The 19,799-nt window shown below is 56.4% G+C and carries 16 protein-coding genes; 10 read left to right on the plus strand and 6 right to left on the minus strand.

The genetic code is table 11. The features are described 5' to 3' along the window. Window positions 1-771 (minus strand): hypothetical protein, encoded by a 771-nt coding sequence (locus LEPIL_RS21175; protein ID WP_052608557.1) that lies wholly within the window; start codon window positions 769-771, stop codon window positions 1-3. A 188-nt stretch (window positions 772-959) separates the two neighbouring features. Here LEPIL_RS21175 and LEPIL_RS21180 point away from each other — a divergent pair, with 188 nt between their 5' ends. The 4 genes from LEPIL_RS21180 to add all read left to right on the plus strand — a co-directional run bounded on the left by LEPIL_RS21180 (window position 960) and on the right by add (window position 5,306). Further along, window positions 960-1,955, plus strand: coding sequence for an ArsR/SmtB family transcription factor (locus tag LEPIL_RS21180; RefSeq protein ID WP_002775928.1), 996 nt, complete (start codon window positions 960-962; stop codon window positions 1,953-1,955). A 61-nt stretch (window positions 1,956-2,016) separates the two neighbouring features. Then, window positions 2,017-3,324, plus strand: coding sequence for an adenosylhomocysteinase (gene ahcY / locus LEPIL_RS21185; protein ID WP_002775930.1), 1,308 nt, complete (start codon window positions 2,017-2,019; stop codon window positions 3,322-3,324). A 98-nt stretch (window positions 3,325-3,422) separates the two neighbouring features. Then, window positions 3,423-3,641 carry an addiction module protein gene (locus tag LEPIL_RS21190; RefSeq protein ID WP_157135133.1) on the plus strand — a complete coding sequence of 73 codons (219 nt, stop codon included), beginning with the start codon at window positions 3,423-3,425 and terminating at the stop codon, window positions 3,639-3,641. Window positions 3,642-3,875: 234 nt separating this feature from the next. Beyond that, on the plus strand, window positions 3,876-5,306 hold the full coding sequence (gene add, locus LEPIL_RS21195; RefSeq protein WP_002775934.1) for an adenosine deaminase: 1,431 nt from the start codon (window positions 3,876-3,878) through the stop codon (window positions 5,304-5,306). 54 nt (window positions 5,307-5,360) lie between these two features. On the opposite strand, the gene LEPIL_RS21200 is transcribed toward add, so the two are convergent. After that, window positions 5,361-6,185, minus strand: coding sequence for an RluA family pseudouridine synthase (locus tag LEPIL_RS21200; RefSeq protein WP_052608559.1), 825 nt, complete (start codon window positions 6,183-6,185; stop codon window positions 5,361-5,363). 507 nt (window positions 6,186-6,692) lie between these two features. Between LEPIL_RS21200 and metH the strand changes: the two genes are divergently transcribed. The 4 genes from metH to LEPIL_RS21225 all read left to right on the plus strand — a co-directional run bounded on the left by metH (window position 6,693) and on the right by LEPIL_RS21225 (window position 14,240). Then, window positions 6,693-10,394, plus strand: a complete 3,702-nt coding sequence (gene metH / locus LEPIL_RS21210) for a methionine synthase (protein ID WP_002775938.1) — start codon at window positions 6,693-6,695, stop codon at window positions 10,392-10,394. 38 nt (window positions 10,395-10,432) lie between these two features. After that, the gene (locus LEPIL_RS21215; protein ID WP_002775940.1) at window positions 10,433-11,335 is read left to right on the plus strand and encodes a magnesium transporter CorA family protein; all 903 of its coding nucleotides are present in this window, start codon (window positions 10,433-10,435) and stop codon (window positions 11,333-11,335) included. A gap of 217 nt (window positions 11,336-11,552) precedes the next feature. After that, window positions 11,553-13,346, plus strand: a complete 1,794-nt coding sequence (locus tag LEPIL_RS21220) for an RICIN domain-containing protein (RefSeq protein ID WP_002775942.1) — start codon at window positions 11,553-11,555, stop codon at window positions 13,344-13,346. Between the two features lie 165 nt (window positions 13,347-13,511). Further along, window positions 13,512-14,240 (plus strand): pirin family protein, encoded by a 729-nt coding sequence (locus LEPIL_RS21225; protein ID WP_002775944.1) that lies wholly within the window; start codon window positions 13,512-13,514, stop codon window positions 14,238-14,240. Window positions 14,241-14,282: 42 nt separating this feature from the next. Here the strand turns inward: LEPIL_RS21225 and LEPIL_RS21230 are convergent, their stop codons facing one another. After that, the gene (locus tag LEPIL_RS21230) at window positions 14,283-14,747 is read right to left on the minus strand and encodes a M23 family metallopeptidase (RefSeq protein ID WP_002775946.1); all 465 of its coding nucleotides are present in this window, start codon (window positions 14,745-14,747) and stop codon (window positions 14,283-14,285) included. A 70-nt stretch (window positions 14,748-14,817) separates the two neighbouring features. Here LEPIL_RS21230 and LEPIL_RS21235 point away from each other — a divergent pair, with 70 nt between their 5' ends. Next, window positions 14,818-15,633, plus strand: a complete 816-nt coding sequence (locus LEPIL_RS21235; protein WP_078123534.1) for a hypothetical protein — start codon at window positions 14,818-14,820, stop codon at window positions 15,631-15,633. A 102-nt stretch (window positions 15,634-15,735) separates the two neighbouring features. Then, window positions 15,736-16,092, plus strand: coding sequence for a PilZ domain-containing protein (locus LEPIL_RS21240; RefSeq protein ID WP_078123535.1), 357 nt, complete (start codon window positions 15,736-15,738; stop codon window positions 16,090-16,092). A 25-nt stretch (window positions 16,093-16,117) separates the two neighbouring features. Here the strand turns inward: LEPIL_RS21240 and LEPIL_RS21245 are convergent, their stop codons facing one another. From LEPIL_RS21245 to LEPIL_RS21255, 3 genes are read right to left on the minus strand one after another with little or no spacing between them, the layout of a single operon-like run. Next, entirely contained in the window at window positions 16,118-17,467 is a 1,350-nt protein-coding gene (locus tag LEPIL_RS21245; RefSeq protein ID WP_002775952.1) for an alanine/glycine:cation symporter family protein, read from the minus strand. 1 nt (window position 17,468) lies between these two features. Next, the gene (locus tag LEPIL_RS21250; RefSeq protein WP_040920942.1) at window positions 17,469-17,870 is read right to left on the minus strand and encodes an OsmC family protein; all 402 of its coding nucleotides are present in this window, start codon (window positions 17,868-17,870) and stop codon (window positions 17,469-17,471) included. 51 nt (window positions 17,871-17,921) lie between these two features. Then, window positions 17,922-19,703: a putative bifunctional diguanylate cyclase/phosphodiesterase gene (locus LEPIL_RS21255; protein WP_169314847.1), complete on the minus strand. Its 1,782-nt coding sequence runs from the start codon at window positions 19,701-19,703 to the stop codon at window positions 17,922-17,924. Window positions 19,704-19,799: the final 96 nt, after the last annotated feature.

Here is a 19,799-nt window from a genome sequence, read left to right on the forward strand (position 1 = left end):
TCAGCGCACGGAGGGGCGGAACGTTCGTCTCAGGTCTTCGATTGTTTTCCCGCTTCGCTGTAGTTCGAGTTCGAACTGTCGGCGTCTTGGAATATACTCCGCATGTAGCGGGATCTCAAGGCGGGCCGCCGTTTCAGAGTATCCAGGCTTCTCGAAAACGGTGAAGGCATGACGATCGATGCCGCTCTGGTCAAGAAGGATGCCCACCATCGTGATGCCGAGGCCCGCTCCCTCCGTATCGTCGCCATGAGCCATGTAGAAGTCGAGCAGCGAGGTGAACGATTGCGCTCGCTCGAACTTCTCGCGAATGCGTTCTTCTTCTCGAGGCAGAAGAGGGAAGTTATTCTTCACCTTGATGTTCATCACCTTATCGGTGTAATAAAAGGTGATCGTGATTTTATAATCGCGGTCTTTGAAGTCTTTGCGATGATGCATGATCATCGTCTCGGTCAGCTTGTCTTTAAAAAGCGTCATGCCTTTATCGTAGTCGGCGGAGTTCATCGCATCGATGCCCTGCTCGGCAAAGAAGACGCGCTTCATATTCGCCTTTGTGGCGTTGATGACAAGCTCCTTGACGGCCGGGTAGACGATGTCGAGCAGCTCTGATCGGCCGGAACGCTGTAAGATACCGGCGGCGATATGATGAAGCAGAAATTCACCGTAGTCGGTCAGAATCCAGGTTACCAGGCTGATCGTGCGCCCTTCCGCTATGGTGCGGTCAATGGTCTCCATCGCTTCTCTGACGCGAGGCGAAGATTCATCAAACTTCATCTTGAGCGGCAGTTTTCCTGACCGGGCCTGACCGACGAGAAGAAAAGGGCCTTACAGGTTGGCCGATCGGGCGCAGCCAGTCTCTGCGGTGAGCCCGGGCGCTTATCTTGCGATGTCGTCAGACGAAGCAGGGTCGGGGATTGGTTTTTCTATTGACATATCAAGATATCTTGATATGTTGGTGGCGGATGCCCGATCTGCTGAAACAGCTCAAGGCCCTGGCGGATCCAAGCCGAATTCGCATCATCAGGGCCCTATCGCGCGAGCCGCTGCATGTTAGCGAATTGCTCGAAGTGCTTGATATGGGCCAGAGTCGCGTCTCCAGGCATCTTCGCATCCTTTCCGATGCCGCCGTGCTGCTCTGGCGACGGGATGGATCTCGCATCTACTACGGCATACATCCCGAGCTGCGCACGCATTCTCTCTGGTCGGTGCTCGGCGACGAGGCAGCTTCCTGGAATAGCAGCCTACAGCGTATTCTTGAAGAGGATCGGCAGCGACTCCAGGGTATCCTTGAATCGCGCAAAGAGCGAAGCCTTGTGCACTTCGAAGATTTCGGAGCGCGCCAGGACGAAGATCAGCGCGAATACGTCGATGCCGCTTACTATCGCTCGAAGATTATCGAGCTTCTGCCCGGCAATGCAGGGCAGGTTCTTGAGCCAGGCTGCGGAGCCGGAGCGCTGGCCTCGATGCTTGCCGACCGCGCCTCGCATCTCATTCTCGTCGATCAGAGTCGCACGATGCTTGACGTGGCCCGCGAGCGTATCGCCGCCGTCGGATCGGACGTTAAGACGGAATACCGCGTCGGTTATATGGAACATCTTCCACTTGCCGACGAAGAGGTCGATACGGTGATCCTGTCGATGGCTCTGCATCACAGCGCCGAGCCTGGCAGCGTTTTAAAAGAGGCCTTTCGCGTATTGCGTCCGGGCGGGCTGCTTGTGGTGGCCGAGCTCAAGCAGCACGGAGAGGAGAATATGCGGCGCCTGTTCGAGGATTTCTGGCTGGGCTTTGACGAAGGCGTTCTGCTCGGCGAGATAGAGCGAGCGGGCTTTGAAGGACATGACGTGAGCGAAGGCCGTGGAAACGGTCGTCTCGATTGTCTGTTCGTTTCGGCGCGAAAGCCAGCGCGAGGTCGGAGTCGTATACTCAGGGTGAGAGCGGGAGAAAGCTCCGCCGTATAACCTGTAACGTAATCATTTAGCAGGCCACGAGCCTGTAGCTGAAAAGTTTCTGGAGGAACACATGACTGCAACACTGAAGCAGGACTACAAAGTAAAGGATATCTCTCTGGCTCGCTGGGGTCGTGAAGAGATCATCCTTGCAGAAAAAGAGATGCCGGGTCTGATGTCGATTCGCGAAGAATTCGCAGGCAAGAAACCGCTTGCCGGCGCTCGCGTCGCCGGATCGCTGCATATGACGATTCAAACGGCCGTTCTGATCGAAACGTTGATCGATCTCGGCGCCGAAGTGCGCTGGTCGAGCTGCAACATCTTCTCGACACAGGACCATGCCGCCGCTGCCGTCGCCGAAACCGGAGTTCCCGTTTTCGCGTGGAAGGGTATGACCGAAGAAGAATACTGGTGGTGCATCGAGCAGACGCTTCATTTCGGAGACAAAGGCCCGAACATGATCCTGGACGACGGCCATGACCTGACGGCCTACGTGCATGACAAACATCCTGAGATGCTTCCCGAGATTCGCGGCATCTCAGAAGAAACGACCACAGGCGTACATTATCTGATGAAGCGCCTGAAAGAAGGCACGCTGAAGGTTTCGGCGATTAACGTGAACGACTCCGTGACGAAGTCGAAGTTTGACAACCTCTACGGTTGCCGCGAGTCGCTCGTCGACGGCATCAAGCGCGCCACCGACATCATGCTGGCCGGTAAGGTCGCCGTCGTCGCCGGATACGGAGACGTGGGTAAAGGTTCGGCTCAGAGCCTTCGCTCGTATGGCTGCCGCGTCATCGTTACCGAGATTGATCCGATCTGCGCTCTGCAGGCGGCCATGGAAGGCTATCAGGTAGATACGATGGACGAATGGGCCGATAAAGCCGACATCTTCGTGACGACGACGGGTAACCGCGACATCATCACCATCGATCACATGAATCGTATGAAAGACGGTTCGATCGTCTGTAACATCGGTCACTTCGACGTAGAGATCCAGGTCGATGCTCTGAAGAAATTCCCGGGCATCAAGCGCACGGAGATCAAGCCGCAGGTCGACAAGTTCACCTTCCCCGACGGACGCAGCATCGTTCTGCTTGCCGAAGGTCGCCTGGTGAATCTCGGCTGCGCCACGGGTCACCCCTCGTTCGTGATGTCGAATAGCTTCACGAATCAGGTGCTTGCTCAGATCGAGCTGTATAACAACTACAAGAACTATCCTCTTGGAGTGTATATGCTTCCGAAGCACCTGGACGAAAAGGTGGCCCGTCTGCATCTCGAAAAGATCGGCGTTCGTCTCACAAGCCTTTCGAAAGATCAGGCCGACTATATCGGCGTGCCTGTCGAAGGCCCTTACAAGCCCGAGCACTATCGCTATTGATAGACTCTCGTTGCAGGCCGGTATTCCGGCCTGCAGCGGATCTTGCCGGAATCGGGAAATGACTTGACCCGGTTGCGTCCGATGGTCTAACAATGGATATGGGAGCAGCTGAACTTTTTTCTGAGATTCGCAGACTTAGCAGTTCCGAGCAACTTGAACTGGTCTCTGATGTCTGGGATGAGCTTGTGCGGAGCGATGCTGTGCCCGTACCTGACTGGCATGTTGAAGAGATTCGTCGTCGGCTTGCAGACGATACCTCAGAGGCGACATCGGGCAAACCCTGGGCATCCGTCAAAAAGGGGATTCTCAATCAGTGACCTACCTGGTTCGCTTCCGGAGGCAGGCAGAAGAAGACCTTGTAGAGGCTTACAGATGGTACGAATCCAGAATACCCGGTCTCGGGGTTCGATTGCTGTCCTCTGTTTACTTTCGATTAAAGGACAATGAAATCGAGATTGTTGCCGTTTTGCATCAAAAAAGGAATCAGACTGACCGGCTTCAGGATCGACGGTAATTGGAGCGAGTTGGGCCGAGTTTACCCGAGGTAGATCATGTCTCTCACTCAATCGTTACAAGCTTTATACGAAAACGCACGCTACGACATCATTCTCGGAGCGGAGCGCATCACCCTATCAACCGAAGGCGTTCTATCGGGAAACGTTTCCCTTCTGTTTGAACAACCCGTCGCCATTATCACATCGTATAACCCATCGGCCGGCTCTGAACATCCGATCCTTCTTTCAGACGAAGAAAATGGCCGAGCACAGCGACGACTGGAAGAATATCTGCAGAGTCGCGGCATCGAGTATTATGATGCCGTCGGCTATGCCGTCGACGGTTCACATAGCGAGCCGTCCTTTGCTCTGTTTCGAATGAGCCGGGAGCAGGCCGCCGCCATCGGTCGTCGCTTCGGCCAGGCTGCCATCTTTTATTTCGACGGAAGGCCGCAGTCGAAGGGCGAGGTGTTGCCGTGCGGCGAAGATACCTATTCGTTGATCCGTCGCCTTCCTCTTGTGGAGCTGCATCTGCATACGGAAGGATCGATTCCGCTTTCGCATCTGCTGACGCTGGTTGAGAAGCGCGGAGGAGAGCAGGCCGATCGCCTGAGATCAGAGGCCGACCTGATCGGATTCTTGAGATACCGCAATTTTTACGAGTTTATACAGAAATGGCTCTGGACCATCTCCCTGATCGAGACCGAAGAGGACTATGAAGGCCTCGTTTTCGCCGTGATGAAATCGCTTCATGAGATCGGCGTCGTGCATGCGGAGCTGCATTTTTCGCCCTTTGACTACGTGGACGGCCGCCTGAAGGCTCCGGCCATCGCCGAAGCAGTCTGCAGCGGCATGAAGCGTGCAAAGACTGCGTTTGGCATGAGCGGCGCCATGATCGCCGACATCGTGCGCAATCATCCGCCTGAGACGGCAATCGAGCGCATCGATTCTATCGCTCCGTTTCTGGGCGATGAGCTCGTCGCTATCGGCCTTGGAGGCAATGAGGCAAAGTTCCCACCGGAGTTATTCACCAGAGCCTTCGCACATGCAAGGAAGCGCGGATTTCGCACCGTCGCCCATGCAGGCGAAACGGCCGGCGCCGATTCGATACGCGGAGCGTTAGTCGATCTTCAGGCGGAGCGCATCGGGCACGGCATCCGTTGCTTTGAAGAGATGAGTCTCGTCGAGGAGCTCGTGCGGCGCCGTACCGCCCTTGAGGTCTGCATGACGTCGAACGAGGCCACCGGCGTCATCGACGATCTGGGCGATCATCCCATACGCAAGCTCATGCAGGCGGGATTGAATGTGTCCCTGAACTCCGATGATCCGACGATGTTTCGCACCGATCTGAGAGAGGAATTCGGCGCCTTCGTCTCGGAATTCCGCGGCACCGGCGATGAGATACGCCAGCTGCTGCGCAACGCCGTTTCCGCTGCCTTCGTCGATGAGAGTCGAAAGAACGAGATCGAAAAGGCCCTGTCTGAATAGAAGTATGCGAGGTAGGGCCCGGCGGGGGATAACCCGGCACAGATGTCCTCTAAATCATTCGGCGGTCTCGAAGCCACGCGGAGTGGGCGACTCAAACGCAAGTGTGGCGCCCGTGATCGGATGACGGAACCGAATCGTGTGTGCATGAAGGGCCAGGCGTCGCAGAGGATCGGTCGTGGCTCCATATTTCGCGTCGCCGGCCACCGGATGCCCCAGATCCTCAAACTGAGCGCGGATCTGATTCTTGCGGCCCGTTTCAAGTTCGATTTGCACAAGACTGAACCGACCAGATCGCAGAACCGTATAATGCAGGATGGCCAGCGCTCCGTCTGCGTCTTCGGTAACATAGACCTTCTGCGCTCTGTTCTCTTTGAGATACGAGCGTAGCGTGCCGCGGCTCTCTGAAAGCTCCCCCTCTACCAGAGCGAGATAGATGCGCTCTTCTACGTTTGTATTCCAGTCCTTCTGCAGCGTTTGCTGTGCCTGCTCCGTCTTTGCAAAGACGACAAGCCCCGACGTATCGCGATCCAGACGGTGAACGATGAAGGGCGGACGGCGCAGGTAACGCTCCAGCGATCCAAGAAGCGATTGTTCTTTACGAACGCCAGGAGCGGGAACCGTGAGAATACCCGCCTCTTTGTCTATGACGATAAGGTCTTTATCTTCATAGACGATACGACCTCCGCGGATCGCCTCGCGCCCCGCTGCCTGAGCGTTACCCAGGCGGACGTCGCTTTTCTCGGTAACGGGGCTTCGCGGATCGGTTATGATGGCGCCATCGACGGTGATACGTCCGGCCTTGATCCACTGCCGGAAGCGGGTGCGGTTCGATTCCGGGTAAAGCTCGGCAAGACGGTCGAGCAGGGGTTTCTCGGGCATCCGTCGATCTTTCTGGCCTGGTGCTCGATGCCAGAGCTTTTTGAATCGCGGCCTGGAGCTTTCTCTCACCCTGTAGGGCCGCAGCGGAAGGGAACCACTGAGATCGCAGAGCACGCGGAGGAAAACCAGGAGGAGGCCTGGAAAGACGGCAAGGTTGAGCACAAAAAGGGGGATGAACCGCGGAGGCCCCTGAGCGCGCAGAGGGAAGCCAGGAGGAAAAGAAGAGAAGGGCTCTTTGACGTCGGCGATTCTGGTTTGGATCGTTTTCGCGCTTTTTGTGTATTTCGTGGACAGAGAGATTTGTTTTACCGAGAAAATCGAGAAGGCCGCGAGAGAAAGCCCCTTGCAGTCCAGTCTCCCGGTCTTCTCTCCGTGTCGCCGTGGTTTACCGGTTCGGGGTTTCTTTCTTAATAGAATCTACAGGGCAGGGGAGTCTGGTGGCGAAAAACATTGACATATCAGGATATCTTGATATGTTGTCTGTAGTAGAGTTTGGAGCACCGCATTATGACTGTCACATATACAAAACGTCCCCGATTGGAAGACTTTACCGTCTATAAAGAGCTGCAGAAGCGCATCCTCGTTCTTGACGGGGCTATGGGAACGATGATCCAGCGTCATACGCTGACCGAGGCCGATTTTCGCGGCGAGCGTTTTAAAGATACGACGCAGGAGCTGAAGGGCAATAACGACCTGCTCTCCATAACGCAACCCGATATCATTCGCGGAATCCATGAGGCCTATTATGCGGCCGGATCTGATATTGTTGAAACGAATACATTCAGCTCGACGACGATCGCTCAAGCGGATTACGGATTGGAGCCGCTTGCCTACGAACTGAACGTCGCCTCGGCCCGCCTTGCCCGCGAGGCAGCCGATAAATACAGTACGCCGGATCGTCCTCGCTTTGTTGCCGGTGCGATCGGTCCGACGAACCGGACGCTTTCGTTATCGCCCGACGTGAACGATCCTGGCTATCGCGCCGTCAGCTTTGACGAGGTGGTCGACGCCTATTATGAGCAGATCACCGGCCTTGTCGACGGCGGAGCCGACATCCTGCTTGTTGAGACGATCTTTGATACGCTGAACTGCAAGGCCGCCCTGTTCGCCATCCAGAAGTACTTCGATGCGACGGGTAACTATCGTCCCGTGATGATCTCAGGCACCGTCGTCGACCAGTCCGGGCGCACGTTATCCGGACAGACGGTTTCGGCCTTCTGGATTTCGGTATCGCATGTTCCGCTGCTCATGTCGGTAGGATTGAACTGCGCTCTCGGATCGGAGCAGATGCGTCCGTTTGTGAGCGAGATGGCGCGTATCGCCACCTGTGCGATCAGCCTGTACCCCAATGCCGGCCTGCCGAACGCCTTCGGCGGCTACGACGAGACGCCGCGTATGATGGCCGAGGTGATTCGCGACTATGCGGCGCACGGATGGCTGAACATCGTCGGCGGATGCTGCGGAACGACGCCCGACCACATTCGCTCGATGGCCGAGCTTGTGAGCGATATCACGCCGCGAAAGCCCGCCGTGGACGATCATCTGCTGAAACTTTCAGGCCTTGAGCCTCTTGTCGTTACGGCCGAAACAAACTTCCTGAACGTCGGCGAACGCACAAACGTAACGGGCTCGAAAAAATTCGCGCGGCTTATTCTTGAGGGCAACTACGACGAGGCGTTAAGCGTCGCCGCCGAACAGGTGGAGAGCGGAGCCCAGGTTATCGACGTGAATATGGACGAGGGTATGCTCGATTCAAAGGCGGCGATGGATCGCTTCCTGAAGCTGATCGCGGCCGAGCCCGACATCTCAAAGGTTCCGATCATGATCGATTCGTCGAAATTCGACGTCATCGAGACCGGGCTTAAATGCGTGCAGGGTAAATGCATCGTGAACTCCATCTCGATGAAAGAAGGCGTCGATGCTTTTCTTGAACAGGCCCGTCGCGTGCGTGCCTATGGAGCGGCTGCCGTCGTTATGGCCTTCGACGAGAAGGGTCAGGCCGATACCTATGAGCGGCGCATCAATATCTGCAAGCAGGCCTATGATCTGCTTGTGAACGAGGTCGGCTTCCCTCCTGAAGACGTCATCTTTGATCCGAATATCTTCGCCATAGCGACCGGCATTGAAGAACACAATAACTATGCCCTTGATTTTATCCAGGCGACGGAGTGGATCAAGAAGAACCTGCCACATGCAAAGGTGAGCGGCGGCGTTTCGAACATATCGTTTTCTTTTCGCGGCAACGAGCCGGTGCGCCGGGCGATGCATTCCGTCTTTCTCTATCATGCGATCAAGGCCGGCATGGATATGGGTATCGTAAACGCCGGTCAGCTCGACGTCTATGACGAGATCGAGCCCGAGCTTCGCGAGCTGTGCGAGGATGTGATCCTGAACCGGCGCCCCGATGCGACGGAGCGTCTGATCACAAAAGCGGAATCGCTGAAAGGGCAGGGCGGTGAGGTCTCGGCAAAAGAGGAGCAGGCATGGAGATCGGCTCCGGTTGAAGAACGCCTGAAGCATGCCCTTGTGCGCGGGATCGTCGATTTTATAGACGAAGATACCGAAGAGGCGCGGCAGAAATACGGATCGCCTTTAACCGTTATTGAAGGGCCGCTCATGGACGGCATGAACGTCGTCGGCGACCTTTTCGGGAGCGGAAAGATGTTTCTACCCCAGGTGGTGAAATCGGCCCGCGTCATGAAAAAATCCGTAGCCTATCTGATTCCGTATCTCGAAGAAGAGAAGCGTCGCAATCAGGACGGACGCAGGAATGCGAAGATCCTGCTTGCGACCGTGAAGGGAGACGTTCACGACATCGGCAAGAATATCGTCGGTGTCGTCCTTGCCTGTAACAACTACGACGTCGTCGATCTCGGCGTGATGGTTCCGCGTGAAAAGATTCTCGATGAGGCCGTGCGCGAAAACGCCGACGTCATCGGTCTTTCGGGTCTGATCACGCCGTCTCTCGAAGAGATGGCCGAGGTGGCGCGCGAGATGGAGCGACGCGGCATGAAGGTGCCGCTGCTTATCGGCGGGGCGACGACAAGCGAGATGCATACGGCCGTCAAAATCGACCGCGAGTACTCCGGTCCCGTCGTACACGTGCTTGATGCCTCGCGCAGCGTGCCGGTCGCCGGTCAGCTCATCTCGCCCGATACGCGCGAGGGTTATATGGCGAAGATTCGCGAACAGTACGACATGCTACGAGAGCGACATGCCTCCCGTCATGAAGAGAAGGAGCTGCTCTCGCTTGAAGAGGCGCGCAAAAACGCCCTGAAGCTTTCGTTCGACGGAGCAAATCGTCCCGTCGCTCCGAAGTCGCCCGGCGTTTTCGACATCCGGCCGTCTCTCGAAGAGCTGCGTCCGTTCATCGACTGGACTCCGTTCTTCTTAACGTGGGAGATGCGCGGCAAATACCCCGCTATCTTTGATGATCCCAATCTCGGAGAGGAAGCAAAGAAACTCTTCGCCGATGCAAATACCCTTCTTGATGAAATTATCACGGGCAAGTTGATCGAGGCGCGCGGCGTCTACGGACTCTTTCCTGCATCGACCGATGGCGATTCGATCCTCATCTATAAAGATGAAAGCCGCAAAGAGGTCGCCGGTCGCTTTGAGGGGCTGCGTCAGCAGGGCAAGAAGCGCGAAGGCGAGCCGAATCGCAGCCTCTCTGATCTGATCGCTCCGGCCTCGTCGGGTGTGCCCGACTGGATGGGCGCCTTTGTCGTGACGGCCGGCATCGGTCTTGAGAAGCTTGTCTCTAAGTTTGAGGCCGATCATGACGACTACCGTTCGATTATGGCGAAGGCGCTTGCCGATCGCCTTGCCGAGGCCTTTGCCGAGTGGCTGCATGATAAGGTGCGCCGTGAATTCTGGGGATATGAGACCGGCGATCGTCTGAGTAACGAAGAGCTGATTCGCGAGAAATACAGCGGCATCCGGCCGGCGCCCGGTTATCCGTCGCAGCCCGATCATACTGAGAAGCGTGAGCTTTTCAGGTTGTTGGATGCGACGCAGAGGGCGCATGTGCAGCTCACGGAATCGCTGGCCATGTATCCGGCGGCGTCTGTAAGCGGGCTTTATTTCGCTCATCCTGAAGCCGCCTACTTTCATCTCGGGCGTATCGGCGAAGATCAGCTCGAAGATTACGCGAAGCGCAAGGGCATGACGATCGAAGAAGCCGCCCGCTGGCTATCGCCGATTCTATAAGCGTCGGTCTGCATGCGATGACTGGCCGATACTGAAGTATGAGCGAATTCGTGCGCACGCTTGAGGCGCCGGCCTTCCACTGGAAAGACGTGGTCGGTCCGGCGCATGCCGATCTGACGGCCCTTGCAAAGCAGTACGGCCTGCATCGCCGGGCCGTCGAAGACTGTCTGGATCCGGCGCATCTGCCGAAGTTCGAGCGTCTCGGCGATAAAACGTTCATTATTCTACGAGCCTGGGATCGCCATGCTGCCGAGGGCGCCGATACGGTGACGGCGCTTACGCGGAAGGTCGCCGTCTTTGTGTCAGACGAATTTTTATTGAGCATCCATCGGAAGGATCTGCGTGTCATCGCCGCTCTGCGCGAGCACTGGCAGCCCGATGCGCGCGATCCGCGCACCGGGCTGCTCGCCGACATCATCAACGCCGCTCTGTCGACATACAGAGAGCCGCTCGAATCGTTGATCGACGAGCTGGATCGCTATGAAGAGAACATCTTCAAGTCGAGAAGCGAGAAAGATCTGATGCCGGCCCTGTATGCCATCAAGCGTCGTGCCTATATTCTGAAGCGCATGATCTGGCTGCACCGCGAGATCCTCGAAAAGCTGCATATCAATTCAAAGGATGATCCGCATCTTGAAGATACGATGGATAACGCTGCCGGTCTGCTTTTCCAGGCCGAAGACCTGCACGAAAGCGTGACGGGGCTGATTTCGCTTCATCTTTCTATAGCATCGCATCGCACGAACGAGGTGATGCGCCTTCTCACGATCTTCTCGGTCTTCTTTCTGCCTCTGACCTTTATCGTCGGCGTCTATGGCATGAACTTCGATTACATGCCCGAGCTGCGTCTTCAGTGGGGCTACCCGGCGACGCTTCTGGCCATGGGATCGGTCAGCCTCAGTATGTTCCTGTGGCTGCGCTACAAGGGATGGTTGAAGTAGAGGGGAGAAATATCGTTGACTCGCTGTCTCTGATTGTGCTCCGATCTACATGCCCCGACCACAGATCCGGCCAGGTGCCTGCACCCTGGCGAGCAGGTGCGGCCAGACTCCTGAAAACTCCTTCTTGACAGATTCTGCTGTTCGTCTATTGATCGACAAAAGTTTGCAATTCCGGTAGCCGGATTGCAAGCCGAAAAAAACAGAAAGAAGGTGTTTTGTGCGAAAACTGTATCAAAAATGCATGCGGTGGGCGTTTCTACCGCTGATGGTGCTTCTATGCGCCTGTAACCGATCAAAGACGGATGAGAGTGCGCTTCTCTCTCTCACATCACTTGCCGATAACGTCAGCTCGATCCCAGAGCTGTCGTATCTGACCACTCCGGGCAGCTACTTTCACGACGAGGCCTTCCCGGGGCATTGGCTTCCCTGGACGACAGACGGAGCGACCGCTATTTCGATGGGCCCGACCTTCCTGACGCGCGGGGTGCGTTGCAGCGGTCGCTATTGCGACGACGTCAGTCTGTTCGCCTCGGAATCCGGCCATGCTGAAACGAATAGCTGGTGGACGGATTATTTCTCAGAAGAAGGGAACAACTCTCGCATCTGTGAGAATAACGGGTTTGTAACGGGCATCCGCTGTTCGGGTAGCTACTGCGACAATATCTCGCTGCGCTGCTCTCAGGTTGATAACGCAGTGCGAACGGGCTGTTATTGGACGGCGGCGTTAAGCGAAGAAGGCGGAGGTAAATTCATCGCCCCGCAATCGATGTATGTGGCCGGCATCAGCTGCTCTGGAAGCAACTGCGACAATAAACGACTCTACATCTGTCAGGCAGATTCGGGCGGGCCTTCGTTCGATCTTGATGCGATGGCGGCAGAGTTCGCACCCCGTCTGCGATTCGATCAGGAGTTCGGAACGGGCTCGGGCGACGGGCGAAAGTGTTTTCCGTCCGATGCGGGCGCCTATTACGCTCTGCGGGCGCAGGGTTATACGCCGCAGTCGCTCTGCAATCAGGATTACTCGACGATAGCGAATAACGAAGTTCCCGTCTATTATATGGCGGAGCGCGTCGGGACAAACGCCGTCATGATCCGCTACTGGTACTTTTATGCCTGGCAGAGCACGTGTTTTCTCAGCGCCGGTTCGCATGCGGCGGACTGGGAGTCGATGGCCGTGCTCGTCGTCGACGGGCAGCTGATGCGCGTCGCCTATTTTCAGCATGGCGGATGGTACACAAAAGAACGCGGCTCTTTCGAGACGACCGGGACACATCCGATAGGTTACGTCGGCAAGAACGCTCATGGCACCTATCATGACGACGGCGGATCAGGAGGATGTCTTTATTTCGAGGATTTTCGCAATCCGGGCAGCAACGATTATCGCATGGATGCCTGGAACAATCTGGTGAGGCTCGGCCGCGGTAGCTCCTATCCGGACTGGATGAATTGCACGGGTTCGAGCTGTTTTGATGGCATCGGGCATCCGATCGAACAGACGGGTTCGATGCCGTCTCTTGGCGGATGCGGCAAGGACGGATGCGATAAGTCGTCTCTTGTAGCGAATATGCCTTTCCTCAATGATCCGGCCGGATCGGAGTATTCGACGATTCTGGCGAAGCACAGCGCCCGGCTGCTTGACGTTACCGGAGGCGGAACGGGCAACGGAGTGGCGATTCAGCAGTACGGTTATACGGGCGGTGATAACCAGGCATTTGGTTTTGAACGTATGCCCGATGGCTCTTTTCGTATCGTTGCGCGTCACAGCGGTCGATGTCTCGACGTATCAGGTGCATCGACGGCCGATGGCGCCGCTCTCATTCAATACGCATGCGGAGGCGGAGCAAATCAGCGCTATCAACTCGTCGATCAGGGAGGCGGTTTCTTCGAGATACGGGCGCAACACAGCGATCGCTGCGTCGATGTGTCCGGCGCCTCCATGGCAGACGGCGCGTCCATTGTGCAGTGGTTGTGCGCCGGAGTGGATAACCAGCGCTTCCGTTTCTCTCAATAGAAGCCATCGCAAAAATGGCTTCTATTGACGTAGCCTCGCCTCTCAAAAACCGACACGTATGTTGGTTTTTGAGATAGCTGGTAGAGGCGCTGCAGGAATAGAATAGAAAAAGGGCGGACGTTTTCCTGATTCTTTGCTTACATGTCTTCTCTCAGGAGGGCTGCCATGCAAAGAGAAACAGGAGAAAGGATCATTTATAGAGCCGATACGCGCGGCGGATTCGATTTCGGGTGGCTCAAAACGTATCATACGTTCAGCTTCGGCCACTATTTCGATCCGCAGCGCATTCATTTCGGAGCGCTGCGTGTGCTCAATGACGACACGATTCAACCGGGTACCGGCTTTGGAACGCATCCGCATGAGAACATGGAGATCGTTAGCATCCCTCTGCGCGGAGCGCTCGCTCATAAAGATAGCATGGGTCATGAGCAAACCCTGAAGGTCGGCGAGGTTCAGGCGATGTCGGCCGGAACGGGCATCACACATTCCGAATACAATGCCTCTCAGACCGAAGAGGCATCTTTTCTTCAAATCTGGGTCATGCCCGAGAAGCAGAATGTTACGCCGCGTTATGCACAGCGTGCTTTTTCTTTCAAAAAGAACGAATGGACTGTTGTAGTTTCACCGGATGGCGATGATGCAGATGGTGCGACAGGAAAGCCTCTATCAATAAATCAGAGTGCTCGATTCTTGCTGGGTGAATTCGACGGCGGTCACCAGCTTACACTTGCAAGAGCCGATGAGCGTCATGGCTTTTATCTTTTCGTGATCGAGGGTAGTGTCGCTCTTGGTGACGAAGTATTGCGCAGACGCGACGGTGCAGGCATTGCAGGGGATCTATCTATTCAGGTAGAAGAGAACAGCCACCTGCTACTGATAGAGGTGCCGTTATGATGGGCCCGACATGGCGCAAACGTAACGCTGCGCCACTTCCAATCAAGCAACGGCCGGATGAGCCGGTATGCCGCTTTTTACAAGCAGCGGAGTCGGGTCGATGACATCTCCTTGCTCGTTCAAGATGGTCAGATGCAGATGCGGCCCGACCATACCCGCCGACTGCTCAGCATAACGACCGAGCTCGAAGCCGGGCTGCACCGTCAGATTGTCGGGAATATCGGTGGAAAGCAGGTGGATATACAGGGCGTAGTAGCGACGCTCGTCGATCTCATGTTCGATGGCGACGACGTTACCCGACCAGGGGGAACGCTGAACATGGCTCATTACGGGAGTGCATTGATCAATATCCTGGATGACTCTGCCACGGGCGATAGAGAACACTCGCGTATCTCCGCTGCGGCTGATGAAATTGATACCGTTGTGAAAGGTCTTCTGTCCGCTGTCCGAGCGGAATCCATAGGGTGCGGTGACGACAGGATCAAGAACCGGTGTATGCATACTCATACAACCTCCTCGGTGATCTCTTTTTATCTTCGACAGGGACAGAACTTTGATAAGCCTGTTTTTCGTAAATATGAAAAACCTGAATTCTGTCGTAAAACGGATCTGCGGCTTCAGGACCGGTAAGGCGGCGATTTTTGCGATGATGTATTGCCTGTTTGTGGCGACAGCGCAGGCTGAGAGCGGCTATGTCCTTCAGCGCAGTCTCATTTCAGGCAGTCATGTCGGGCCCGATCAGATCATCGGCGATGCGACTCTTCTGAACCGACGGGCCCATCCGGCGTCTCTATTCAAAATAGTTATCCTGGTTGCCCTTCTACGTGAGGGAAAGCTGGATAGCGCGGAGCGTTTTGAAGTAGAAGATCATATCTCAACGTCTCCGGTCGATATACGGCAGGCGACCTACAGGTCGTCTAACAAGGCCTTTCTGGAACTGGCGCGTCGCCTTGATGCACGGCTTCTGAGAGAAGAAGCCATACGTATGCGATTCTTCCGTGCACCGCCGCCGGCGTCATTCGGCCGTTCCGACTCGATCTATCGCGGTGAGGATGAAAAGACCGATCCGCTTTCCATTCATCGCTTTATGACGCGGGTGGCGGGGGAAGCCGACCTGGCTAAACCTGAAGAGCTGCATAACTTTCTTCTGTGGCCGGGCAGTTGTCTGATCGCCGCAAAGAGCGACCGGGAGATCGGTCGTATTCATGCAAAAAGCGGCGCCTGGGGAGGATCGGCATGGATGTCGGGCTTCTGCGCCGGTAAACGGCATAAAGAGGTCGTCACCGTCTTTGTTCCCTATGAACCGCCGCACTGGAGGCCGGCGCGGGAAAGGGCCATCCGCCTTTTTTACGGAGCGTTCCAGGCGACCGTGCCCGATGACGTGTTCTACTGATATGCGCCGACGGTTGTCTTCGCGGCTTACGTCGCGACTTCTCTCGCGGTTTTCTTTGCAGTTTTCCATTGACAGTTCTTCCTGCCTGGACTGAATGAGGGAATGGAACGCCGGATAAAAGGAAGGATCCGTGGGCAGGGTATGGCCGACTTCGTGGTCTTTCTCGACAATGAAGAACCCCTTGAAGGCCGTCTTGTCGATATCTCTGAAACCGGTCTACAGTTCCAGTGGATGACGGCCGATCGTTCGGACTCTACAGAAGAGCCTCTGTCTGATTCTCTGATTGGCGCCGTGTTACCCGGTATGCTGAACGGACCGGTGCTCGATGATGCTCTTCGTTTTGACGGTCGTATCCTCTGGATTCGCGATGATGGAGCTGCAAGCTTTGCAGGCATCGAATTCATCAAACAGATCGATCTTCCGCCGGCATTGCTCGCTCTTTCCATGAGCGGGGATTGAGAATAACGGTGGCCGGGATTGATCGTCACGGAAGCGTTTCATCGCTTTCTTCCACTCTGTCGATGAACCGATCGGTTTCTCTTTTTACCTGATTCGAAAGCAAGAGCATGGCCAGCAGATTGGGAAGGGCCATCAGTCCCGTCGTAAGATCCGAAACAATCCAGACGGCATCAAGCGTGACGACGGCGCCGATCCAGGCCGTTGCCACGGCGGCGACGCGATACCAGAAGATGGAGCCGCGGCCCCAGAGGAACTCGGCGGCCACCTCTCCGTAATAACTCCAGCCGAGGATCGTCGTAAAAGCAAAAGGATACAGACAGAGATTTAGCAGCTCGGGCCCGAAATGCGGGATTCTTTTGAACGCTGTCATGCTGAGCAGCATGCCGTCGGATTGATTGAGCCAGTCGCCGGCGGCGACAAGGACGATGCCGGTCAGAGCGCAGAGAATGATCGTATCCCAGAAAACGGTCGATGCCTGCACGAGTCCCTGATGAACGGCGTTAGGCGTTCGTGCCGCTGCCGCCGCCATCGGAGCGCTGCCCTGGCCGGCTTCGTTTGAAAAAAGACCCCGGGCTGAGCCGTACCGGAGCGCCTCTTTTACTCCGGCGCCGGCAAAGCAGCCGGCCGCCGCCTCTCCCTGAAAGGCCGATTGCACGATACGCAGTATGGCATCGGGTACATGATCGCGCAGTATCCACAGCAGATAAAGACAGCCGGCGATATACACCGCAGACATAAGCGGCACAATGAGCTCCGAAACGACGGCAATTCCGCGGATGCCGCGAAAGATGACGATTGCCGTCAGGCCGGCAACGACGAGTCCGCTGATATAGGTCGGTATACCGAATGTATCGTCGGCAAGAAGGGCGATGGAGTTAGCCTGGACGGCGTTACCGCTTCCGAGGGCCGAGAGAACGGTGAAGAAGGCGAAGGCGATGGCAAGGAAGGGGCTGTGCAGGCCTTTGCGCAAGACGAACATCGGACCGCCGATTCGTTCGCCTGCTTCGTCTACATGCCGGTAGCGGACGGCAAGCACGGCCTCTGCATATCGCGAGGCGATGCCGAAAAAACCGCCGATCCACATCCAGAAGATGGCGCCGGGTCCGCCTGCCACAAGCGCCGTCGCCACGCCCGAGATGTTGCCGGTGCCGACCGTGCCTCCAAGAGCGGTGGCGAAGGCTCCAAAAGGACTGATCTGGCCACGCCCGCCGTCGCGCGAAAAGCTCAGTCGTATGCCCTGAAACAACCGACGCTGAATAAAGCCGAGGCGAAACGTCAGGAAGAGGTGCGTTCCCAGAAGAAGAACGACCAGGAACCATCCCCAGACAAAATCGTTAAGCGCGGCGAGAACGGGTAGAACGGATGCGTCGTTCACATCAATCGACGATGATCTCGTGCGTGATCTCGGCCGTCTTTGCAAGCATTGCAGAAACTCCGCAGTACTGATTCTGCGAAAGGTTCACCGCCTTCTCGAGTTTCTCCCGGTCGGCGCCTGTGGCGATATATCTCAGATGAATGCGCGAGAAAACCCTGGGATGTTCCGTCGTCTGATCGGCTTCGACCTCGATTTTTAAGGTGGCGGGAAGGGCGCGCATCTTTTTCAAGATGGCGATGACGTCCATGCCCGTGCAACCGGCCAGGCCCGAAAGGACGAGCTCTTTAGGCGACTGTCCTTTTCCCTGGCCGCCATGATCTGGCTTTGCATCCATCTCGACGCGCGCGACATCGGTTGATGCGCTCATATGCATCTCTTCATGCCATGTGAGTACCGTTTTCATTTCCATTGCGGACGATTGTGCCCGCTCCCATGCAGATGGAAGCGAAAAATGTTATTGAGCCGGATTCCGGCCGATCGGTTGCAGCGCCGTGCCGAAAAGCCATCCCTGTGCTTCATCGCATCCGTACTGGCGCAGAAGCGTCTTCTGGCCTTCATGCTCGACGCCGCCGGCGACGGTCGAAAGCCCGAGGGCTCTGGCCATCTGCACCATACCCTGTATGAGCCACTGGCTGCGTCGCTCCCCCATATCACGAATCAGCGAACGGTCGATCTTGACTTCGCGAATCGGATAATCCTGTAGCGAACGCAGGGCACCGTAGCCCGTTCCGAAATTGTCGATGGAAAGAGAGAAGCCCATGGCGTCGAGTTCGCGCAGGATCTGTTCGGTATGGCCGCCGCGCTGAAGGGCGATGGCTTCATGGATCTCAAGCCGGACCTTCTGTGCCGGCAGGTCAAAGGCGATGACGCGGTCGGCAAGCCGGCGCACGAACTGCGGCTGGAAGAACTGCTGCGCCGAGATGTTCAGACGGAGCAGGGATGGATCTCCCCGTAGCGACCAGCGCTTCAAATTCGCCAGGCCTTCGTCGATGACCCAGTCGCCGATGGCGAGCATGAGCCCCGTCTCTTCGGCGATAGGCAGAAAGGCCTCGGGCAGCAGCAGGCCCAATCGGGGATGTTGCCATCGAAGCAGGGCTTCATAGCTGCTCACGGCGCTGCTGGTTAACGATATTGTCGGTAGAAAAACGAGGCGTAACTGGTCGTCTGGAATGGCCGCTTTGAGTTCCTGCTGCAGCGTGATGCGCTCGCGACCGAACGACCCGCGTGTGTCGGAATAGAAGGCGTACCGATCACGTCCGGCCTCCTTGCTGCGGTAGAGAGCAACATCGGCGTTGCGGATGATCTCTTCGGCGTTTTTTCCGTCGGTCGGGAAAACGGCGATACCGATTGAGGCCGAGATGTGTAATTCGAAGCCGTCGATAAAGAAGGGTTTGCCTAACTCATGGATGATCTTTTCAGCGACGATGCCGGCTGCCGGAGCGTCGGGAACGCCAGGTAAAAGAACGATAAATTCGTCGCCTCCGTTCCGCGAAACCGTATCATCGGGACGCAGAGCGCCGACAAGACGCTGCGCTACGGCGATGAGCAATCCGTCGCCGACGGCATGGCCGAGAGTGTCGTTGATGGGCTTGAAGCGGTCGAGATCGAGGAAGAGCACGGCGAAACCCTCGCCGACGCGACGGGCATGAGCAAGGGCGAGATCGATGCGATCAAGAACGAGCGTCCGGTTCGGCAGGCCGGTCAGTCCGTCATGATGCGCCTGATGTCTTATGATATCTTCGGCGATCTTCTGTTCCGTGATGTCGGCCATACTGCCGATCATGCGGAAGGGGATCTGCTCTTCATCGAGCAGAAAGGCGCCGTTATCCCGTATGTGAATATAACTATTGTTTTTTCTGCGAAAGCGGTAGTCGACGCTGTAGCGCCCGCGGGATTTCCGAGCCTGATCGAGCAGGCTCAGCGCTTCTTCGCGATCCTCGGGGTGAATATGTTCCGCCCATTCCTTGATGTTCATGGCGGCCAGCTCTTCGGCGCAGTAGCCGGTGATCTCTGAGGTGGCGCCGGCCCAGGTGATCGTCCCCGTTCGCAGATCGTAGTCATAGACCATCTGGCCGGTTTGCTGTACGACCAGCTGCAATCGCTGCTCGCTCTCTTTTAACAGGCGTTCCGTATCAGCCGACGTTGCGGGTGTTTCAATCACTGCCCAGGAATCGGCGATGCGGCACAGATGCAGCTCATGTCGCATATCTCCCGACATGGCCCAGAAAAGCGACATCTGTTCGTTTCCGTCAGCAATCGCTCTCTTCCATAGTTCGCCGATACTCGGGGGCTCCGTCGAGAAAAGGGACGGTATACCCTGTTTGAGGTATGC

This window comes from Leptonema illini DSM 21528 (genome assembly GCF_000243335.1).
GTDB classification, from domain to species: Bacteria; Spirochaetota; Leptospiria; order Leptospirales; family Leptonemataceae; genus Leptonema; species Leptonema illini.